Genomic DNA, 18,710 nt, shown 5'->3' on the forward strand with positions numbered 1-18,710 from the left:
AACAGCGACGGTCTCGTCGCTTGGTTCCTTGCCGCCTTCACGTGTCCTTCGGCGTTTTCTGCAGACCATCCAGCCGTCCGGTCACTGTGTCGAGTGTCGGCCAAGGAGGACCCTCGCGCAGCGAGCGCAGGAGTTCCTCCCCGAATCGCCTCCCATTCGGAAACTGGTCGCCAAGTTCCCAACGCCACGCGGCGACCATCGCGATGACGAGCTGCCGACACTCGTCCAGCAGCCCTTGGTCAACGCTTGGGTAGTGCTTGCAGACCGCCTCGGGAACATGGGCGAGATCGAACTCGACGGGTCCACGGCAGCACGTCTCGAGGTCGATGAACAACGAGCCGCTCTTCGTGCCGAGCACATTGCCCGGATGCGGCTCGCCGTGGAGCAGCTGCTCCACGGCACCGCGGTCGTCGATCGCTCGTCGCAGGCTCGCCAGCCTGCCGCCGAGGAACACGCGGTCCGCGTCGGTGAGCTCCGGCGAGCGATCCGGGTCGGCGACAACTTCCTCCGCCTCCGTGATCCGGTCCGTGAACCTCGGGCTCGGCACGTCGACCTTGCGCATGCCGACGTGCAGCTGCTCCAGCGCCTTGGCGTAGTCGACTGGTGAAATGTGAGGTGTCACGGGCTCGTAGTAGGTCCACAGCGTCACTGTGAAGCCATCGCGTGTGTACACGCGCGGGTCTGCCCGAGGTTCCAAGGGGCACACCGGACATCCGGCCTCGATGAGCCGCTGAGCGAGATCGACTTCGAACTGTGCAACCTCTTGCCCCACAGGGGCGACCCGGGCGAAGACGTCGCATGGCGTCAGCCGCAGTGCCAGCTTGTTCGAGTTGTGGAGAACGATCGCATCGTTGGCCGGCAGGTCGAGCGACGCGGAGACCGAAGTCGCAGCCGTAATCGCACGCGTGATGTCAGTCATGTCCACCCTCGAATCTTGGCACAGGCGAGTGAGGGTGACGCCAACCAGCGTGGCCAGGTGCCAGCTCTCGTGGCTCGACCCAAACGATCACTCAACCTTCGCCGCGAGAGATCGACGAAGGCCCAGACAGCTCGACCAAGGAGAGGAGACAGAGGCCCCCCGAAGACCTCGCAGCACGCCCGACGACGGACGACATCACCCGTCACCTCTGCACGGCAGGACAACCCGACCCGGACCTCGTCATCCGCACCGGCGGAGAACATCGCATGCCGGACTTCCTCCTGTGGCAGAGCACCTGCTCGGAGCCGTACTTCTGCGAGGCCCCGCCCGCCGTCCTCGCGAACGCCCGGGGCATCGGCGCCGCCACGACGACGCGTCACGCGGAACGGGTACGACGATGCGGAACGGGTACGGCGATGCGTCACGCGGAACGGGCCGGCACCGACTGCCTCGCCTACGCGTCGATCGCGAAGCGGTGGACCGTGGACTGCCTGACCTGGAAGCCGAGACGTCCGTACAGCCGGTTCGCCGCCGCGCGATCCGGTCGGGAAGTGGGATCGACCGTCCGGGCGCCCGCTTCCCGGGCGAGCCGCAGGGCCTCCTGGACGAGAAGGCCCGCGACTCCCTGACCACGTGCCGCGCCGTCCACGACCACGTCTTCCACGCGGGCCCGCAAGCCGGACGGCAAGGGCAACAGCACCAGCGTCAGGGTGCCGACGATCGGGTCAGGAGCACGGGCGACGAGAACGGTGTCGGCATCGCAGGTCACCATCCGGTCGAGCGCTTCGTGGTCGAGGAGCCCGGCGGTCGAGGACAACTGCGGAAGCAACCTGCCGAAGGCATCGACGAGTTCCTGACTCGCCGCCCGGATGATCTCTACACGGATGTCCATGCCGGGAGCCCATCCGCCGACGACCCACTGCCCGCCCGCCAGCACCGACGGAGGCTCAGCACATGTTCTGGCACGGATGCTCGCCGGCCCCCAGGGCGTGCGCGAAGTGGTCACCGAGGCGGGGCAGCCAGTCGGACCGCGCGTTCCCGAGCAGGTGGTCGCCGTGCGGGACGGACAGATGGGTGCCGTGCGGTGCCAGACGGGCCAGGGGCTCGCCGTCGGTCACGCCGGGGATGACGTCCCGGCCGCCGTCCACTACCAGGAGCGGGGCCGTGATGCGGGGCGCCAGGTCGGTGAGGTCGACCTGGTGGACGAACCGCCGGGCGGCGTCGGTTCCTCCGGCGCGCCCGGCCATCAGCTCCCGTATCGACCGGGGCAGTTCCGCCCAGTCGAGGCGGAAGGGGCCGCTGACGGTGGCGGCCGCCGCCACCCGCGGCTCCAGGGCGGCGGCCCGGGCCGCGAAGTACCCGCCCAGGCTCAGGCCGACGAGCCCGACGCGTGGGACGCCGAGGGCGTCGACGACCCGGCCCACGACCCGCTCGTAGTCCGGCACGAAGGTCGTGGTGGCCGCGAGCACGCCCTGCCCCGGGCCGTCCATCGCGAAGACCGCGAGCCCTCTGGCGAGGAGCACGGACACCAGATCGAGGAACTCCTCCTTGGCCGAGTTCAGACCGGGGACGACGACCACGGTCCCCGGTGCGTCGGAGGGGCCGCGCAGCCAGCCGGTGAACCCCTCGCCGCTCACCTGCCGCGCACCGGGCTCCAGCACGGCGAGGGCTCTGCCCAGGGCGCGATCCGCCTCGGCGGCGGCCCGGTCTGCCTCCGCGTACGGCGCCAGGGTGGCGAGGTGGAACCACCTGGCCGCCGTCAGCAGGTGCTCACCCGCCGAGCGGGAGGACCCCGCGTCCTGCGCGCGCCGGAGGTGGCCGTGTCCGGCGCGGACGAAGGCCGGCCCCCAGTCGGCGACGGAGCCGAGACCGCCGGTGACGTACCGGTACTCGTGCGGGTCCACACCGGCGCCGACGGCACGCGTCCACTGGTCGGCGGCGAACCCGGCGGCGCTCATCGCGCTCCTCCGGTCGGCAGTCCCGGCCGGGGGCGTTCGGGAACGAACGTCTCGCCCCGGTCCGGCGCGAACGCCTCGACCTCGACCAGCGCCTCACCGGGCCCGGACACGGGCCGGGGAGCCTCGGCGAAAGCCACCGGGCGCGCCGCCTCTCCCGCGGAAATCAGTTTTCGCATGGAGAGGATGCAACTCCCCCGGCGCCCCGGTGATCCAACAACGATCACGCAAGTCCGACAACTTTCGGTTGTCACCTATGGTGAGAGGCGTGGATCTCGACATGGCGCAGGTACGTGCCTTTGTGTGCGCCGCCGAGGAACTGCACTTCGGGCGGGCGGCCGAAGCACTCGCCATCTCCCAGCAGGCGCTGTCCAAGAGGATCGCCCGGCTGGAATCCCTGCTCGGCACCGAACTGTTCCGACGCGGCGGCAACGGGACACACCTCACCGAGGCCGGACGGCGCTTCCTCGCACCGGCCCGGCAGGCCCTGGCCGCCGCCGACGCCGCGGTCGCCGCGGCGGTCGGGAAGGACCGTCCGCTGCGCGTCGACGTCTGGGGACACCTCTACGCACCGATGCGGACCCTGGCCCGGGTCGCCGGACGGGCCGGGGAACTGGCGCCGGGGCACGGACGAGATCTGCCGTCGGTGGCGGCGGCACTGCTGCGCGGCGACATCGACGCGGCCTTCGGCCGGGTCCACCCCCCGTTGCCCGCGGGGCTGGCCCACCGCCTCGTCCGTCTCGAACCGGTGGACGCCGTACTGAGCACGGACCATCCACTGGCGGCCGAACCGGCGCTGAGGCCGGACCGGTTGCGCGACAGCGTGCTGTGGACACCCGGCGCGCTGGGCAGGCTCGACTTCCTCCGCCGGTTCGCCGACCGATTCGGCATCCGCGCCAGCACGGCGGGCGTGAACCTGGGCCTCGCCCACTTCCTCACCGAGGTGGCTCAGGAGCCGCACCGCTTCTCGCTGCTGCCCGCCGACGTGCCGCTGCCGCGGATCCCCGGTCTGCGATCCGTCCCGCTGGTCGACCCCACGCCGCTGTACGCCTGGTCGTTGCTGTGGCGCACCGGCGACCCGCACCCGGGGCTGAACGGTCTCGTCGCCTCCTGCGCCGAGGAAGCGGGGCGGAGCCGGTGGCTGGAGTACGACCCGGCCCGCGACTGGCTGCCCGAACCGCCTGCGGACCGGCTCCCGTCCCGGGCCGAACGGCGTTGACCCGGGACGGCCGCCGCAGCCACGACCACAGCCGTGGCCGACAACCGCAGCCGCGGTCGCGGCGGACGTCCCCGGCCCCGGTCAGCCCTCGGGGAACGAGAAGTAGAGCGCGTCGCTGTAGAAAGAGGCGAAGTGGTCCCGCCAGTCCTTCCTGACGGAGGCGAGCCACGCGTCGTCGTTCCCGGCGATCGCGGCCTCGGCACGGGCCACGGCATCGGGTATCTCGCGGGTGACCAGGTACTCCACCGACTCCTCGGGGTCCTCGTCCTCCTGGAGCGAGACGATCTCCCCCGTCTCCAGGACGAAGAACCGGTCCCGCTGCTTCTCCAGGTGGGCCGTGGTCCCGGCGACGCACTCGGCGAACTCGCTGTCGTCCTCGAGCCCCTGCCCGACCACGCGCAGGAGGTCGCCGAGCAGGGCGGCGCCGCCGTCGAAGTCCGCGGCGATGCCGATGCGCAGGTTCCAGATCATGGACGGGACCCTGGTCGTCCCACGCCCGACAAGCAGTTGGTGCGCCAGCGGGATGCTCCAGTTGTGCTCGGAGATGCACCGGATCTTCTTCGGGTTCGAGTCCGAGTCCGGCGGCGTGCTCGTGGAGTAGAGGTAAGAACGGTTAGCCATGGTGGCGACCATAACCCCCGGGTCCGACATCGACGCCCGTGGGCGGAACACGTCCCTCCCGCCGGGGCCCGACCGTTCCGGAAGCGGATTCACTCGTAGACGGTGGCGGCTCGAAGGGCTCTGGCCAAGAAGGTCCAGTCCCCTTCCTCGGGGAGCTGCTCACCGGAGTTCCGGTACCAGCCCGGCGCGTCGTCCATCCACGCCGCGAGGGCCCCGAGGAAGTGATCGAGGCTCTGGTTCTCCCACTCGTGCCCCCGACGGAGGTGGTCCTGGTGCAGTTCTCGGACGAAGGCGACCAGTTCGTCGCGGCTGCGGATCTCGTCGTCGGGAGCGAGTGACATGGGGCCGAAGGTACCTTGCTCCCACGAGAGTTCGGGAGGGTGCCCGGACGAGCCGGGGCGGACACGACCGATCGTGTCCGCCCCGGCTCGTCCGACCCGCCTGTCCCTTCCGCCCGGTCCCGTTCCTTCCGTGGCGGGGAGCAGTTCGTTCAGCCGACGGGAACCAGCGTGAGGTAGGCCATCCCGAGCACTCCCCGGTAGCCCTTCAGCCAGTTCGCCCGGTGCCGGTCGACACGCTCGCGGGTCTCCTCCGCCAGCGGATGGTCCGGGTGGGTGGCCAGCCACTCCTCCACGTCCGACTGGTAGCCGGACTCGAAGTTCTCCCACTCGTCGGCGTCGGCCGTCTCGATCCAGGAGGGCCGGAATCCGGCGGACACCGTGAGGTCGACGAGTCCGGCCAGGTCCTGGTACTCGCCGGCGTGGGCGCCCGGCCACATCGCGTCCAGTTCGGCGGTGGTGGGGGGACGCTGCCAGAAGCCCTCGCCGAGCAGGACCCGTCCTCCCGGCGCGACCGTCCGGCGCAGCGCATCGAGCGCCTCGGAGATGTGCTGCGGGGGTTCCGCCCCGCTGAGGGCATGACTGGCCCCGAGGCACAGGACGAGGTCGGCGGGCCCGTGATCCGTCTCCGCGGCGGACCCCTCGACGAACTCCACGCGTCCGCCCAGCCCGCGGGCCTCGGCGTTCGCATGCCCCCGGGCCAGGCTCGCGGTGTCGAGATCGACCCCGACCCCGGTGGCCCCCGGCACCGCGTCGAGGACCCGGAGCATCAACTCCCCCCAGCCACAACCGATGTCCAGGACCCGGGCGGGTGCCGTCCGGCCGAGCCTGTCGACCGTCCGTGCGGCGCGGGCCTCGGAAAAGGGGCCGTGGAAGGTGAGCCGTGTCAGGCGCGGGGGAAGATCCGTGTCAGTCATAGGGCGCACGTTAACGCCGGTGGGACCGCCCTGGACAACGGGTTTCGTCCCGGCGGCCCCGGCTCCGACCAGCTGTCGCGGCCGGTCGGCACGGCTGACGGCTGGTTGCTACGACCGGTCGTCAGGGCCGAGCGCGTGCAGGATCCTGTCGAGCCGGGCCTTCCGGGCGTCCGGGGTGAGCGCCTGCAGCAACGGCAGGATCAGCTGGTACCGCGCGGTCCTGTCGAGGGCCTCGAACGCCTCGCGGGCCCCGGGGTCCGCGTCGAGTGCCGCCGCGAGTTCGGGCGGTACCGCCGCCGTTCGCTGCGACGCGTAGGCCGCCGCCCACCGGCCGTCCTCCTGGGCCCTGCGGACCTCGGCCAGTCCGGCCTCGCGCATCCGGCCCGCTGCCGTCAGCTCCGCCACCTTGTCCACGTTCACCTGCGACCACAGGCTCCTGGGGCGGCGCGGCACGTATTTCTGCAGGTAGTACTGCTCGTCGAACGACCGGCGCTGGCCGGAGATCCAGCCGTGGCACAGTCCGACGTCGACCATCTCGTCGTCGGTGACCGACGGGATGCCGGACTTCTTCCTGGCCACCTTGATCCACACGCCCTCATGGCGCGTGCCGTGCTCGGCCAGCCAGTTCTCGAACGCCTCCGCGTCCGCGAACGCGATGACTTCCACCCCACCGATCTCGTCCATGCGGCCGAGGTTATCGCCCGGTGGCAGGGCGACGCCCTGATCAGGGGGGCACCGTCCCGGACAGGAACGACATCCCCGTCGGAAGCAACGCCCGGCAAAACAATGCCTGGCAAGAACAACGCCTGGCAAGAACAACGCCCGGCAAGAACAACGTCCCGGGCGGAAGCGGCGGCCCCACTCTTCCGCCGCGGCCGACCGCCGGACAACGGCCTTGGCAGGAAGCTGCCAAGGTGGAAGGAGGTGCGCGACGGGGTGGCCGTCAGCTTCGTGCCAACCCTTCCGGCTGTCGACGCGGATTCCAACAGGCGTGGCTACGCTCCGTCCGAACTTCTAGGAAAGGCAAGGCAATTGCGTAACCGAATGACACTCGCCATCGCGGCGGCGGCCGGTCTGTTCGTGCTGTCGGCCGCTCCCGCCACGGCCGCCCCGCTCGGTGAGGCCTCGACGGGTGCCCGGGCCGGACAGGCGTGCACGGACGTGAAGCTGTCCGGGTCGCTGCCCGTGCCTCCGGCCGGTACGGCGGTGAAGCAGCAGATCACCATCGGCCCCGACTGCAAGCCGCAGCTGGGCCCGGTGCAGCGGGTGACGAAGGGCGGCGCAGGAGCGGCCGAGGTCTCGGCGAGGACCATCGGTGCCGCCGTCGCCGCGGGCACCCGGCAGGTGAACAGCGCGTCCGAGATGTACGACTGCTGCAACATCCGGATGACCGGCCTCTACACCACCTCCACCTGGACCACCGACGGCACCAGGATCACCACCGCCTCCACCGACGCCACCCAGCAGTGGAACCGCGAGCCGTGGAACGCCGGCTGGTCGCTGGTGTCGTCGAGCAAGAACGCCGACTGCCTCGCCGACTGCGCGGTCTCCAACAACGAGGCGCACGCCGCGTTCTCCTACAAGGGGATCTTCGACACCTCCGGCGACCGGTACGCCAACACGCACCACTCGTACGTGGAGCTGAAGGCCGACGGCACCGCGAGCTGCCGCTTCGACGTCGAGCTCAAGAACACCTTCATCGGCTGGAACTGGCAGCGCAGCTGTCAGTGATCCCGATCCGCGACGGGGCCGTGCGGCAGAACTGCCGCACGGCCCCGTCATGTCCCCGTACCCGTGCCTCGTACCCATGCGCCGGTGCTCCGGCGCATGGGGCACCGGGGCACCGGCGGCGGGTCGGATCAGAACTCGTCGGCGCCGTTGCGCAGCTCGTACGTCCAGTAGCCGGTCTTCGCGACCGCGTCGTCGACCGCGATGCCGCCCTTGGGCGCGGTGACGGTTTCGCTGCCCTCGGCGGGGCCGTCGGCGGCGAAGAGGTTCACGTAGAAGGAGCGGACCGTGCGGGTCTCCTCGTCGACACCACCGTTGTTGATCCGTACGGCCGCGTAGGCCGGGGTGCCGGCGTTCAGCACGATGGGGGTGCCGGGCTTGCTCTTGGCGACGGGCGGGACGTCCTTGGAGGTCTGGGGGAGCTCACCGAACGCGAGCAGCGGGTACTGGAGCAGCGTGCAGGAGCGGCCCGACACGTTGGTCGCGGTCAGCGTGATGTGCGTGGTGGGCACGCCGGGCTGCTTGGCCGCGGAGATCTTCACATCACCGACGGTGCAGGCGGGGGCCTTGGCACGGGCCTTGGAGGAGGTCTTGGAGGAAACCTTGGAGGGGGCCTTCTTCTTGACACCGACCTGGGTGGTGGTGGCGACGCCGGAGGTGCCCGCGTCCGTCGCGGCGGCGACGGTCGCGGCAACGGTGGCGTCGGGGGTGGCCGAGCCCGAGGTGTCCGTGTCGGTCGAGGCGGCGACGGTCGCGGCGACAGTGGCGGCGGGGGTGACGGCCCCGTTGTCCTTCGTGCCCTCGTCGCCGCAGGCGGTGAGCGTCAGGCTGAGGGCGGCGACGGCGGTCGCGGCGAGTACGGCAGGGCGGCGGATGGAGGTACGCATGTGGGGCTCCCCGTGAGGTGCGGTCGGTGAGGTTCGCTGCCGGGTGCGGCGGCTGGTCTGCTCATAGCCTCAGCTCCTGTCCTGCCGTTGTGCTGACGTCCGACTGACGTTCCGCTGACGCCCTGGAATCCACTTTTCCGGCCAGTTCACACAACCCCTGCCCCGCCCGTTCGGCTGTTCCGTTTGAGTGCCCGGCCGCCCGGGACGGCCACGACGCGAAGGGCTGACCGGACCTCAGGCATCGCGTCGGCGCAGGACCAGACAACCGCCGATCAGCGCGGCTACCGTCCAGGCCAGGAGGATGCAGAGGGCCGCTCCGGGGCCGTAGCCGGGACCGAAACGGCTGTCTCCGGACGGCGCGGCGATGTGCATCAGCACCAGGCCCGCCTGGTCGGGGAGGTACCGCAGGACCGGCTTCAGGGCGGGTACGTTGCCGAGCCCCTGGGACCCGAGGAACAGCACGGGGAGCAGGATCCCCATCGAGATCGCCGCACTGCGCACCATGGCCGTGACCCCCATGGCGATGACGCAGATCGACGTCAGATGGACCACGGCCCCGGCGAGCGCGGCCGGGATCCCGTCCGCGCCGAGCGTGGTGCCGTACGGGCCGAGCGCCGCCTGCGCCGCGAGGAACGTGACGACGACGATCACCGTCGACGCGACGAGGGCGGTCAGGGCACCGGCCAGCACCTTGCCGCCGTAGAACAGACCGCGCCCCGGCACCGCGGCCAGCGAGGTCCGGATCGAGCCGGAGGAGTACTCGGAGCCGACGAGCAGGGCGCCGAGGACGACGAGGGCGAGCTGCCCGAGGGTCACGCCGTACAGGGCGGCGGCCAGCGGGTCGAAATTGACGACGCTCTCGATGTCGGCACGCCAGGAGAGCGGGACGAGGATGCCGATGCCGGTGCTGAGCGCGAAGGCCAGCAACAGGGTGAGGCCGGTCGAGCGCACGGTCCACATCTTGATCCACTCGGCGGCGAACACCGCCCGGGGCGAGTTGCCGGTCACCTGACTCCCCTTCCCGGCCGGTTCGCCTCTCCTCGACGTTCCGCCGCCGGCCGTTCCGCCCCTCCCGGTTGTTTCGTTTTCCCCGGCCGTTCCGTCCCTCCTCGTCGTTCCGCCCGGTACTCGACCGCGTCGGCGGTCAGCCGCATGAACGCCTCCTCCAGGGACGCGGTGCTCCGGGTCACCTCGTGCACGGGAACCGCGTGTGCCGCGACGAGTTCGCCGATCCGTTCCGGTCCGGTGGCCGCGCTCAGACTGCCGTCGGCACGGTCGGTGACCGCTATGCCCGCGCCGTCCAGCACGGCGCGCAGCCGCCGCGGTTCCGGCGTGCGCACCCGTACGCCCGCGTCCGCGTACCTGTCGACGAAATCGGCCATGGTGGTGTCGGCGAGGAGCCGACCGCGGCCGATGACGACGAGACGGTCCACAGTGAGCGCCGTCTCGCCCATCAGGTGGCTGGACATCAGGACGGTGCGCCCTTGGGACGCCAGGTCCCGCACGAGGTTCCTGATCCACCGGACGCCTTCCGGGTCGAGCCCGTTGACCGGCTCGTCGAGCACCAGGACGGCGGGGTCGCCGAGCAACGCCGCAGCGATGCCCAGCCGTTGACCCATGCCCAGTGAGAACGTCCCCGCCCGCCGGTCCGCCACGCCCGACAGCCCGACCAGCTCGATCACCTCATGGACCCGGCGCACCGGGATCCGGTTGCTCCGGGCCAGGCACCGCAGATGGTTCAGCGCGGTCCGGCCGGGATGCACGGCCCCGGCGTCGAGCAGCGCACCCACCGTGCGCAGCGGGTCGCGCAGCCGTCGGTACGGTGCGCCGTCGATGCGCACCTCGCCGGCCGTCGGCCGGTCCAGGCCCAGCATCATGCGCAACGTGGTTGTTTTCCCCGCACCGTTGGGGCCCAGGAACCCGGTCACCAGACCGGGCCGCACCCGGAAGGTGAGCCCGTCCACGGCGGTGGTTCCCCCGTAGCGCTTGGTCAGTTCGGTCGCTTCGATCATGCCGGTGATGGTCCGCGAACCGGGGCGTCCGCCGCGTCCGGCCCGGGACCGACCGGCTTCGCTCCACCTGTGGGTGGAGAAGGGCCGTGTTCCGGGGAGTGCGTCCGACCACGGGTGGAGGGCCGGAACCGACCGCAGGGCCGAGGCGGTGCGCCGTGCCCCCTGGATAGGGTCGAGCGGTGCGAGCAGGTACTGAGGTGGACCCGGACGATCATCCGATCCTGGCCCGGCGGCTGAGCCGGCGCCAGCACATCGGCCTGGACTGCGTGTTCGTGTTCCTCTACGTGGCGGCGCTGCTGTTGACCGGACCGGCTCCCGGCGCGTCGTCGGCCGCGTCGTCCGGGGCGGACCCGGTGTCGTGGGAGCGGATCGTGCTCGTGGCCGCGGCCACCGTGCCCGTCGCCGTACGGAGGATCCGGCCGCTGCCCGTGTTCGCGGTCGTACTGGCGGCGACGGCCGTGGCCGTCGTGCGCGGGGTCACATGGGACCCGTTCCTGTCGGTGGCGTTCGCCCTCTACACCGTCGCCCTCACCCTGCCGTCGCGCCGTTGGTGGCAACGGTGGCTGCCCGTCCTGGCGACGGCGGTCCTCGTCGCGGCCGGTGTCGTCGGAGCGGTGCGCGCCGGTGACGCGTACTGGTGGCAGGCCGGTCCGGGACTGCCGCTGCTCGGCTGCGCCGTCCTGCTCGGCACCTGGGAGCTGGGACGGGCCGTGCGGCAGAGACGCGCGTTCGCCGTCCGGGCGGCGGAGCAGCTCGCGCGGCGGGCCGTCACGGAGGAACGCCTGCGGGTCGCCCGCGAACTGCACGACGTCGTCACGCACAGCATGGGCCTGATCGCGGTCAAGGCCGGTGTCGCCAACCACGTGCTGCACGTCAGACCGCAGGAGGCGCACGACGCGCTGCGGGTCATCGAGCGCACGAGCCGTACCGCGCTGAACGACATGCGCCGGATGCTCGGGGTGCTGCGCACACCCGAGGGCGAGGCCCTGCCCGCTTCCCTCGACCCGGTGCCCGGCATCGACGCGCTCCCCGAACTCGTCGAGCGGGCCGGTGCTCGGCTGACGATGCGCGGTGCCGGGAACCTGCCCGACGGAGTCGCACCGGCCGTCTACCGCATAGTGCAGGAATCGCTCACCAACGTGGCCAAGCACGCCGGTCCGGGAGCCCGTTGCGAGGTGACGGTCGACGCGGACGGCCACGAGGTCCGGATCGGGATCACCGACGACGGGGGCGACCGGACACCCCGAACACCCCGGACGCCCCGGACGTCCCCGGCCACGGCACCCGGCGGCCACGGCATCGTCGGCATGCGCGAACGCGTCACCCTGTACGGCGGCACCTTCACCGCCGGACCGCGCCCGGCGGGCGGCTTCGCGGTGCGCGCGATCCTGCCGTACGAGGAGACTCCATGACCCACCCCACCGAACCGGCGGGCGGCCTGCCCCCGTCCGCAGAACTGCCCGACGGCGCCGGGCCGTTCCGTGGCGCAGAGCTGTCCGACAGCGTCGGGCCGTTCCGTGGCGCAGAGCCGGCAGGCGACCCGATCCGGGTCCTGATCGCCGACGACCAGACGCTGCTGCGCGGCAGCCTGCGGGTGCTCGTCGACGCCGAACCCGGCCTGGTGGCCACCTCGGAGGCGGCGAACGGGACGGAGGCGGTGCGATGCGCCCGGCAGGACCTGCCGGACGTGGTCCTGATGGACGTACGGATGCCCGGCATGGACGGCATCGAGGCGACCCGGCAGATCTGCGGCTCTCCCGGAACGGCGGACGTCAAAGTGCTGATGCTGACGATGTTCGACCTGGACGAGTACGTCTACGCCGCGCTGCGGGCCGGTGCCAGCGGCTTCCTGCTCAAGGACACCCCGCCCGGCGAACTGATCGCGGCGATACGGGTGATCGCCGCCGGTGACGCACTGCTGGCACCGGCCGTGACACGGCGCCTGATCGCGGAGTTCGCCCGCCGTCCGCAACCCTCGCGACCACTGCCGGGCACCCTGGACGGTGTGACCGGACGCGAGCGGGAAGTCCTCGTCCTCGTCGCCCGCGGCCTGTCCAACACCGAGATCGCCGAACGGATGTACCTCGGCCTCGCCACCGTGAAGACCCACATCGGCCGGCTGCTCACCAAACTGGGCTGCCGCGACCGCGCCCAGTTGGTGATCGTCGCCTACGAGAGCGGCCTGGTCACGGCGGCGAGGCCACCGGCCGGTCCCTGAGCGGGCCCGGCCGCTGCCGGGTACTACCGCCGGTGGCGGTGGCGGTGGCGGTGTCTGTCGGTCCTGCCCGGGGCCGTCTGCCGTGGCCGGGGTGGGGCGTCACCGCGGCCGGCGCCCCCGCAAATGCAGCAGCACCCGAACACCGGGAAAGCCCGAGATCAGGGCCAACAGGGCGGCCAGGAGGGCCACTTCCCCGCCGGAGGTGACGTGCTCGCGCCACGTGTGGTGTGCTCCGGAGACCTTCCGTGCCCCGCCGCGCCAGATGCCGGGCCGACGTTCTCTTCGCCATGCTCCGCGACGGAACCTTCTACGAACTCCAACCCGTCCGAGCGACTTGAGACCTGCTTGCCCTCCGCCCAGGCCCATGGTCAGCTTCGGGCATGGGGGACGAGGATTCCGAGCACCTGACACTCATCCGTCGCTGGCTCGCGGGTGAAATCGTCAACAACACCGTCGGCATCAAGATCGTCGGCGGCCCTTTCGACGGGCGGACCAAAATCGTCGAACTCGGCCAGGCAGGACTGCCGCCCGCCGGCTTCCGAGGCCGCCCCGGTCGAGCACCAGGACCCTGGAATCCCACAGCCGAACACGCCTACCTGGCAGTCCGAGCCCCCGGCACCTCTGCGGGCTGGATCTACGAATACGCCGAGGCCGACACCACCACGGAAGGCTGACGCCGCCGAGCCTCCACCACCCCGCAGAGACTTGCCCGAACCCATGGGGGCACCCGGCATCCCGCCATCCGGTTCCCGTACGACGGGTACTGAATCACCGTCAGCAGAACGGGTCGTACGGGACTACCGTGTGGAGAGGCCGACGGCGACCGGCCGTCACGGAAAGGGAGGGAAGGCAAAGGTGGGGAAGAACCTCCTCGTCCTGCTCTGCCTCTTCGGGAGCATCGGCCTCGTGTCCCTTCTGCCGATGCTCCTCATCGCCACGCCCAAGCAGTGGTGCCGCACCTGCAAGCACCAGAGCCGTGACCACGAGGGCGGCACCGGGGACGACTTCGCCCCGGGCGAGTTCACACCGAGTGGTACCTGCCGCTGCGCGGCGTACGTGCCGAACAAGGAACTCGGCTGAACCACGCCCCCGACCGCGATACCTCCGGTCACCCCGGCCGGGACGGTCACCTCGGCCACCCCGGCAGGAGCAGCCACCTCGGTCACCCCGGCAGGGACGGTCCCCGGCCACTGCGGCCGGGGCGGAAGGACACCGGCCCGGCCGGGGTCATGCCAACCAGTGCTCCGCCCTGGCCTGCTTGTCCGGGTCGCCGGATGTCCGGGCCCCTTGCAGGAGGCGGGCTCTGAGCGGTGCGGGAAGGGCGTCCACGTCCTGTTTCTGCTCGGGCCGGCTCTTCCAGCCGACGAGGTGACGGACCGCCCCCGCGTCGTGGCGGGCATCGGCCCGCAGGTCCTGCAATCCGGCGATGATCTCCGCCACGGGCACGTCCCGGAGCAGCAGCCCCGGTACTGCCTCGTGCGAGGGGAAACCCGAGCACCGACCGCTGCCCGCACCGCACCAGGCCAACAGCAGCAGCGCCCGATCCGTCGGGTCCGGGACCGACTGCCGCAGCCGGTCCCGTGCCGAGGCCAGGAGCTGGGGCGACGCGCTCCCGCCGGTCCGGGAGAGACTGAGCATCGCCTCGGAGAGCTCGTTCAGGGCGGGCGGCATCGCCGCGAGCCACGACTTCTCCTCCTCGCCCGCCTGCTGGTACCGGAGCTCGTCCTCCTCGAACTGCCGCAGGGGACCGGGAACGCCGTGCAGGTCCAGCCAACGCAGGAGCGACCGGCCGTCGGCGAGGACCGCGTCGCCGTCCCAGCCGTCCCAGCGAAGCGTCACGCCGTGGTGGAGGAACGCGGCGGTCAGGAACAGGCCGCGTGCGTCCAGGAATTCGAGCTGGACGTCCCCCGAGCACATGCACACGCTGCCGGGCAGCGAGCCCACCGCCATGGCCGTCCGCAGACCGTCGAGCTCGCCGGGGCGGGAGAGATCCACGACGACCCCGCCGCCCGCCGAGTCCTCGTGGAACGTGGTGGACTCCGTCAGCCGGACCCGGGCGGCATGCCCCAGGACACTGTCCAACGCGGACAACTCACCCATCACTCAACTCCGTTTCGCTCCACTCGGTTTCACCTCGTGCCGACCCATTCCACCGCACCCCGCCGGACTCACCGGAACCGGGCCGGGCGCGGCAGGTCCGTGCCGCCCGGTCACGGACGCGCCGAGTCCCTCCGTTCCCGTCCCCGTCTCCGTCTCCGTCCCTGCCTCCGTCTCCGTAAGGTCGAACGCGGTGGCGCAGACGGGGCGGGTGCGGGCGTAGTAGGAGCGGGAGGCCAGGAGGAGGCCGAAGCCCAACCCGCCGAACGCCAGCCCTCCGAAGGCCGCCAGCCACAGAGTCCCGGCAGGGGTGGCGCCCAACTCCGCGTCGGGTTCCGGAGCGGGCAGCACGCCGAGGGCCGCGAGCGGGGTGCAGATCACCAGGACGACCCCGTACACCGACAGGCCGACGGCCGTCAGCCAGGCCGGGACCAGCGGCAGCAGGCGCGGCACCCGACGCCCGGAGAGGAACGGCACCCAGCGGGGAAACACCTGCCCCCACCGGTACATCAGGCCGGTCAGCAGGAAGATGCCCAGCCCCGCGGCCAGTACGGTGACGTCGATACCCACTGCGGCGAGCGCCCGTACCGCCTCCGAGCCGCCCGAGTTGGACTCCTTCCACTTCTCGGCGGTGACGCCGAACGCGTCACCGCCCAGCGTCCACACGGTCTTGACCGTGGCCCACGGCAGCAGCCCGCACAGCAACAGGTAGGCAGCCTTCCGGGTACGGGGCGGGGCAGTGGAGGCGTCGGGATGGCGGACCGGCACGTCACGGCCGCCATCGTGCCCGTGCTCATTCCCGTACCCGTACCCGTGCCCGTGCTCGTGCCCGCTTCTGTTCTCGTACTTGCTCCCGTTCCCGTTCCCGTTCCCGTTCTCGCTTCCGCTTCCGCAACGGGGGCATCTGCCGGTCAGTCGTCGGCGGTACGACAGCCCGACTGGGACGAGACAGGAGACGAGGGCCGTGCTCAGCAGCACATGGACCAGTCCGGTGACGCTCTCCGGTCCCGAACCGGACGCCAGGGTGACGAAATAGGCGGGCAGGGCGGCCATGCCCATCGCGAACACCGGGACGGTGAGGGCGAGTCCGGCCGTCACCGCCCGCCGGCCCCAGCGCCCCCACTGCTCCGGCGGCCTCCCGGCGACCCGGCAGGCGGCACCGGCGACGAGGGCCAGAGCGGCCAGGACGAACTGGGCGGTCGATGAGTAGGGGATGTGCCGGGTGAAGGGCACGGTGCTTCCCGTCACCGCCCAGGCGGTCTCGACGGCGGCGTACACCACGCTGCTCGCGACGGCGGCAGCAGGGGCCCGCTCGGGCCATCGCCGTCGTTGGCCTCCGTCGTGCCCGCGCCCCGCCGAAGCACCGGACGATGTTCTGTCCCGCACGCTGCCCGTCGCGGAGACGGCCACGATGACCTCCGGGTTTCTCGATTCCTGGTCACCATGCTTGCCGGGTGCGCCCCCGCCCACATCGCTCCTGAGAACGGTGCATCTCACCCGCGCGGGGGAGGCGCCTTTCCCAGGAGCGATGTGGGGAGGGGAGGGAAGGAAGACGGAGGAGTCCCGCGGCCGGTCGGGGCGTGCGGCTGCTTCACCCTCCGGCGGGGGTGAGGCCGTGCCAGCCGTTCTCCAGCAGTTCGAAGGCGCGGACGACGGCCCGGCGGGGGTCGTCGTGGCCGAGGGCGGTGCGGGGTGCTTCGAGGGCGAAGTGGGCCAGGGCGGTGCAGGCGGGATCGTCGGCCGGAAGGCCGCTCTCCTCGGCGATCGCCCGGGCCAGGGCGGAGGTGTGGCGCAGCCACATGGCCTGGAGGTAGTCGCGCAGGGGAGGGGTGTCGTTCACCAGGCGGGAGAAGGCGGCGAAACGGGCGTCGCCGTCCGCGGACGCCATGCGGTGGCGCAGTGCGTGTTCGCGCAGGGCCGCGGGAACGGACCGGTCCCGGGGACGCTCGCGCACGGCCGCGAGCAGCCGTGCTTCCTGGTCGGCGTCCTCGTCGAAGACGAGGGCTTCCTTGACGGGGAAGTGCTTGAACAGCGTCGTGGTCGACACGTCGGCGGCGTCCGCGATCTCGCGGATGCCGACGTCGTCGTACCCGCGCTCAAGGAACAGCCGCAGTGCCGCGTCGGCGATGGCCTGGCGAGTGGCTGCCTTCTTGCGCTCTCGGCGGCCCATGGGTGCTGACGCCGCCGGGGCGCCGGCGGCAGCACCGGTGTCGGCGCCGGTGCTGGCACTGGCGCCGGTTTCGGTATCGGCCTCGGTTTCGGTTTCGGTATCGGCCATGCAGGGACCTTACCTCTTCAGTTGCCCAGCTTTAAAAGTTGACTCGTTGCACTTAGTGAGTCGTTGTGCTTTTCTGGAGTGGCGGGTGTGAGGGTCCGTCAGGCCCCGGCTCTCCTCCGCCCTGCCCTCTGCCTCCTTTTCCCTGCCTCTCGGCCCCGTCCCGGGGCCCGGGACTCACCCACCACACTCCACGGCACCGCTGTGCGCCCGAACGGAGCACCACCATGAACACCGCACTTTCCCCCCGGATCGTCATCGTCGGTGCCGGACCGGGTGGACTGACCTGTGCCCGCGTCCTCCAACGGCACGGCATCGCCGTCACCGTCCACGACCTGGAGGCCTCTCCCGAGGCCCGCGGCCAGGGCGGGACTCTCGACATGCACCCCGGCTCCGGCCGGTACGCCCTGCGCGAGGCCGGACTGCTGGACGACTTCCTCGCGCTGTCCCGCCCCGAGGGCCGGCAGATGCGCGTGGTCGGCCGCGACGGCCGGATCGTGTTCGACGGCATACCGCCCGAGGCCGACAGCGACGAAGGCGCCCCCGAGATCGACCGCGGCCGACTGCGCGGACTCCTGCTGGACTCCCTCGAACCCGGCACCGTTCGCTGGGCCCACAAGCTCACCCGGGTCGAGCCCCTCGGCGACGGCGTCCACCGCCTGCACTTCGCCGACGGCACCACCGCTGACGCGGACCTCGTCATCGGCGCCGACGGGGCCTGGTCCGGGGTCCGTTCCCTGCTGACGGACGTGACACCCGACTACACCGGTGTCACGTTCGTCGAGACCGGCCTCGACGACGTCGACACCCGCCACCCCCGGCTCGCCGCGCTCACCGCCGCCGGCACCATGATGGCCCTGCACGACCATCGGGGCTTCGTCGCCCAGCGCAACGGCGACGGACACATCCGCGTCCACATCGGCATGCGCGTCGACGAGGACTGGCACCGGCGGGCCGGGCTCGACCTCACCGACACCGCCGCCGTACGCGACGCCCTCCTGGAGGAGTTCACAGGCTGGGGCGACGACCTGCTCGGCTTCATCACCGACACGGACACGGGATACGTCAACCGGCCCCTGTACGCCCTGCCCGTGCCGCACACCTGGCCCCACACCCCCGGCCTCACCCTCCTCGGCGACGCCGCCCACCTCATGTCCCCGTTCTCCGGGATGGGCGCCAACCTCGCCATGCTCGACGGCGCCGACCTCGCACGGGCCCTCATCGACCACGCCACCACCGACCACGCCGCCGTCGGCCACGTCACCACCAACAACACCGTTGTCGACCACGCCACCGTCGACCGGGCCGTCATCGCCTACGAGAAGATCCTCCTGCCGCGCTCCGTCGAGGCCGCCGAGGGGGCGGCCGAGGCCATCGACGAGGCATTCGGCCCCGACGGCGCCGCCCGGGTACTCGCCCACATGACCGGCCACTGACCGGCCGCACGACCGGCGACACGGCCGATCCAAGGGCCGCGGTCCGGCCCGGGAGCGGTGGTCGCCGGATCGGTTCGGCGACCGACTT

21 protein-coding genes and 1 pseudogene are annotated in these 18,710 nt (G+C 71.6%); 8 read left to right on the plus strand and 14 right to left on the minus strand.

Going from position 1 to position 18,710, the window contains the following annotated elements; all coding sequences use genetic code 11:
* Positions 1–37: 37 nt before the first annotated feature.
* The gene (locus ABZZ04_RS19230; RefSeq protein ID WP_356933386.1) at positions 38–919 is read right to left on the minus strand and encodes an aminoglycoside phosphotransferase family protein; all 882 of its coding nucleotides are present in this window, start codon (positions 917–919) and stop codon (positions 38–40) included.
* 161 nt (positions 920–1,080) lie between these two features.
* On the opposite strand from ABZZ04_RS19230, the pseudogene ABZZ04_RS19235 reads away from it, so the two are divergent.
* A pseudogene (locus ABZZ04_RS19235) lies at positions 1,081–1,239 on the plus strand (undecaprenyl diphosphate synthase family protein); the annotation flags it as partial.
* A 134-nt stretch (positions 1,240–1,373) separates the two neighbouring features.
* Here the strand turns inward: ABZZ04_RS19235 and ABZZ04_RS19240 are convergent.
* The 3 genes from ABZZ04_RS19240 to ABZZ04_RS19250 are packed head-to-tail and all read right to left on the minus strand — an operon-like array spanning position 1,374 to position 3,053.
* Complete coding sequence (locus tag ABZZ04_RS19240; RefSeq protein WP_356933456.1) at positions 1,374–1,811, minus strand: GNAT family N-acetyltransferase; 438 nt, start codon at positions 1,809–1,811, stop codon at positions 1,374–1,376.
* A 55-nt stretch (positions 1,812–1,866) separates the two neighbouring features.
* A complete protein-coding gene (locus ABZZ04_RS19245) occupies positions 1,867–2,877 on the minus strand; it encodes an alpha/beta fold hydrolase (protein ID WP_356933387.1) in 1,011 nt (336 codons plus the stop codon).
* Complete coding sequence (locus ABZZ04_RS19250) at positions 2,874–3,053, minus strand: hypothetical protein (protein ID WP_356933388.1); 180 nt, start codon at positions 3,051–3,053, stop codon at positions 2,874–2,876. Before ABZZ04_RS19250 ends, ABZZ04_RS19245 begins: the two co-directional genes overlap by 4 nt.
* Positions 3,054–3,142: 89 nt before the next feature.
* On the opposite strand from ABZZ04_RS19250, the gene ABZZ04_RS19255 reads away from it, so the two are divergent.
* On the plus strand, positions 3,143–4,093 hold the full coding sequence (locus ABZZ04_RS19255; RefSeq protein WP_356933389.1) for a LysR family transcriptional regulator: 951 nt from the start codon (positions 3,143–3,145) through the stop codon (positions 4,091–4,093).
* Positions 4,094–4,174: 81 nt separating this feature from the next.
* Here the strand turns inward: ABZZ04_RS19255 and ABZZ04_RS19260 are convergent, their stop codons facing one another.
* The 4 genes from ABZZ04_RS19260 to ABZZ04_RS19275 form a co-directional block, all read right to left on the minus strand.
* Entirely contained in the window at positions 4,175–4,714 is a 540-nt protein-coding gene (locus ABZZ04_RS19260; RefSeq protein WP_356933390.1) for a hypothetical protein, read from the minus strand.
* Positions 4,715–4,803: 89 nt separating this feature from the next.
* Positions 4,804–5,055 (minus strand): hypothetical protein, encoded by a 252-nt coding sequence (locus ABZZ04_RS19265; RefSeq protein ID WP_356933391.1) that lies wholly within the window; start codon positions 5,053–5,055, stop codon positions 4,804–4,806.
* 149 nt (positions 5,056–5,204) lie between these two features.
* Positions 5,205–5,969: a class I SAM-dependent methyltransferase gene (locus tag ABZZ04_RS19270; RefSeq protein WP_356933392.1), complete on the minus strand. Its 765-nt coding sequence runs from the start codon at positions 5,967–5,969 to the stop codon at positions 5,205–5,207.
* A gap of 108 nt (positions 5,970–6,077) precedes the next feature.
* The gene (locus tag ABZZ04_RS19275) at positions 6,078–6,653 is read right to left on the minus strand and encodes a YdeI/OmpD-associated family protein (RefSeq protein WP_356933393.1); all 576 of its coding nucleotides are present in this window, start codon (positions 6,651–6,653) and stop codon (positions 6,078–6,080) included.
* A gap of 360 nt (positions 6,654–7,013) precedes the next feature.
* Between ABZZ04_RS19275 and ABZZ04_RS19280 the strand changes: the two genes are divergently transcribed.
* Positions 7,014–7,700, plus strand: coding sequence for a hypothetical protein (locus ABZZ04_RS19280; protein WP_356933394.1), 687 nt, complete (start codon positions 7,014–7,016; stop codon positions 7,698–7,700).
* 128 nt (positions 7,701–7,828) lie between these two features.
* Here ABZZ04_RS19280 and ABZZ04_RS19285 read toward each other — a convergent pair whose 3' ends face one another.
* The 3 genes from ABZZ04_RS19285 to ABZZ04_RS19295 all read right to left on the minus strand — a co-directional run bounded on the left by ABZZ04_RS19285 (position 7,829) and on the right by ABZZ04_RS19295 (position 10,596).
* Positions 7,829–8,584 carry a DUF4232 domain-containing protein gene (locus tag ABZZ04_RS19285; protein ID WP_356933395.1) on the minus strand — a complete coding sequence of 252 codons (756 nt, stop codon included), beginning with the start codon at positions 8,582–8,584 and terminating at the stop codon, positions 7,829–7,831.
* A gap of 234 nt (positions 8,585–8,818) precedes the next feature.
* A complete protein-coding gene (locus ABZZ04_RS19290; protein WP_356933396.1) occupies positions 8,819–9,592 on the minus strand; it encodes an ABC transporter permease subunit in 774 nt (257 codons plus the stop codon).
* Positions 9,589–10,596 carry an ATP-binding cassette domain-containing protein gene (locus ABZZ04_RS19295; RefSeq protein WP_356933397.1) on the minus strand — a complete coding sequence of 336 codons (1,008 nt, stop codon included), beginning with the start codon at positions 10,594–10,596 and terminating at the stop codon, positions 9,589–9,591. The genes ABZZ04_RS19290 and ABZZ04_RS19295 overlap by 4 nt, the downstream gene beginning before the upstream one ends.
* A gap of 179 nt (positions 10,597–10,775) precedes the next feature.
* Here ABZZ04_RS19295 and ABZZ04_RS19300 point away from each other — a divergent pair, with 179 nt between their 5' ends.
* The 4 genes from ABZZ04_RS19300 to ABZZ04_RS19315 all read left to right on the plus strand — a co-directional run bounded on the left by ABZZ04_RS19300 (position 10,776) and on the right by ABZZ04_RS19315 (position 13,894).
* Positions 10,776–12,008 carry a histidine kinase gene (locus ABZZ04_RS19300; RefSeq protein ID WP_356933398.1) on the plus strand — a complete coding sequence of 411 codons (1,233 nt, stop codon included), beginning with the start codon at positions 10,776–10,778 and terminating at the stop codon, positions 12,006–12,008.
* Complete coding sequence (locus tag ABZZ04_RS19305; RefSeq protein WP_356933399.1) at positions 12,005–12,814, plus strand: response regulator transcription factor; 810 nt, start codon at positions 12,005–12,007, stop codon at positions 12,812–12,814. The genes ABZZ04_RS19300 and ABZZ04_RS19305 overlap by 4 nt, the downstream gene beginning before the upstream one ends.
* 380 nt (positions 12,815–13,194) lie before the next feature.
* Positions 13,195–13,488: a hypothetical protein gene (locus tag ABZZ04_RS19310; protein WP_356933400.1), complete on the plus strand. Its 294-nt coding sequence runs from the start codon at positions 13,195–13,197 to the stop codon at positions 13,486–13,488.
* Between the two features lie 181 nt (positions 13,489–13,669).
* Positions 13,670–13,894, plus strand: a complete 225-nt coding sequence (locus tag ABZZ04_RS19315) for a hypothetical protein (RefSeq protein ID WP_356933401.1) — start codon at positions 13,670–13,672, stop codon at positions 13,892–13,894.
* 147 nt (positions 13,895–14,041) lie between these two features.
* Here the strand turns inward: ABZZ04_RS19315 and ABZZ04_RS19320 are convergent, their stop codons facing one another.
* From ABZZ04_RS19320 to ABZZ04_RS19330, 3 genes are all read right to left on the minus strand, one after another.
* Positions 14,042–14,914, minus strand: a complete 873-nt coding sequence (locus ABZZ04_RS19320; RefSeq protein WP_356933402.1) for a hypothetical protein — start codon at positions 14,912–14,914, stop codon at positions 14,042–14,044.
* 3 nt (positions 14,915–14,917) lie between these two features.
* On the minus strand, positions 14,918–16,192 hold the full coding sequence (locus tag ABZZ04_RS19325; RefSeq protein WP_356933403.1) for a hypothetical protein: 1,275 nt from the start codon (positions 16,190–16,192) through the stop codon (positions 14,918–14,920).
* Between the two features lie 310 nt (positions 16,193–16,502).
* On the minus strand, positions 16,503–17,081 hold the full coding sequence (locus tag ABZZ04_RS19330) for a helix-turn-helix domain-containing protein (protein ID WP_356933457.1): 579 nt from the start codon (positions 17,079–17,081) through the stop codon (positions 16,503–16,505).
* Between the two features lie 332 nt (positions 17,082–17,413).
* On the opposite strand from ABZZ04_RS19330, the gene ABZZ04_RS19335 reads away from it, so the two are divergent.
* Positions 17,414–18,622, plus strand: a complete 1,209-nt coding sequence (locus ABZZ04_RS19335) for an NAD(P)/FAD-dependent oxidoreductase (protein ID WP_356933404.1) — start codon at positions 17,414–17,416, stop codon at positions 18,620–18,622.
* The last annotated feature ends 88 nt before the right edge of the window (positions 18,623–18,710 follow it).

It is taken from the genome of Streptomyces sp. NPDC006435 (genome assembly GCF_040612315.1).
Classification (GTDB): Bacteria; Actinomycetota; Actinomycetes; order Streptomycetales; family Streptomycetaceae; genus Streptomyces.

Coding starts and splice junctions, on each gene's coding strand:
- ABZZ04_RS19230 (WP_356933386.1), bottom strand. CDS start 919: ATGACTGACATCACGCGTGCGATTACGGCTGCGACTTCGGTCTCCGCG.
- ABZZ04_RS19240 (WP_356933456.1), bottom strand. CDS start 1,811: ATGGACATCCGTGTAGAGATCATCCGGGCGGCGAGTCAGGAACTCGTC.
- ABZZ04_RS19245 (WP_356933387.1), bottom strand. CDS start 2,877: ATGAGCGCCGCCGGGTTCGCCGCCGACCAGTGGACGCGTGCCGTCGGC.
- ABZZ04_RS19250 (WP_356933388.1), bottom strand. CDS start 3,053: ATGCGAAAACTGATTTCCGCGGGAGAGGCGGCGCGCCCGGTGGCTTTC.
- ABZZ04_RS19260 (WP_356933390.1), bottom strand. CDS start 4,714: ATGGCTAACCGTTCTTACCTCTACTCCACGAGCACGCCGCCGGACTCG.
- ABZZ04_RS19265 (WP_356933391.1), bottom strand. CDS start 5,055: ATGTCACTCGCTCCCGACGACGAGATCCGCAGCCGCGACGAACTGGTC.
- ABZZ04_RS19270 (WP_356933392.1), bottom strand. CDS start 5,969: ATGACTGACACGGATCTTCCCCCGCGCCTGACACGGCTCACCTTCCAC.
- ABZZ04_RS19275 (WP_356933393.1), bottom strand. CDS start 6,653: ATGGACGAGATCGGTGGGGTGGAAGTCATCGCGTTCGCGGACGCGGAG.
- ABZZ04_RS19280 (WP_356933394.1), top strand. CDS start 7,014: ATGACACTCGCCATCGCGGCGGCGGCCGGTCTGTTCGTGCTGTCGGCC.
- ABZZ04_RS19285 (WP_356933395.1), bottom strand. CDS start 8,584: ATGCGTACCTCCATCCGCCGCCCTGCCGTACTCGCCGCGACCGCCGTC.
- ABZZ04_RS19295 (WP_356933397.1), bottom strand. CDS start 10,596: ATGATCGAAGCGACCGAACTGACCAAGCGCTACGGGGGAACCACCGCC.
- ABZZ04_RS19305 (WP_356933399.1), top strand. CDS start 12,005: ATGACCCACCCCACCGAACCGGCGGGCGGCCTGCCCCCGTCCGCAGAA.
- ABZZ04_RS19310 (WP_356933400.1), top strand. CDS start 13,195: ATGGGGGACGAGGATTCCGAGCACCTGACACTCATCCGTCGCTGGCTC.
- ABZZ04_RS19320 (WP_356933402.1), bottom strand. CDS start 14,914: ATGGGTGAGTTGTCCGCGTTGGACAGTGTCCTGGGGCATGCCGCCCGG.
- ABZZ04_RS19330 (WP_356933457.1), bottom strand. CDS start 17,081: ATGGGCCGCCGAGAGCGCAAGAAGGCAGCCACTCGCCAGGCCATCGCC.
- ABZZ04_RS19335 (WP_356933404.1), top strand. CDS start 17,414: ATGAACACCGCACTTTCCCCCCGGATCGTCATCGTCGGTGCCGGACCG.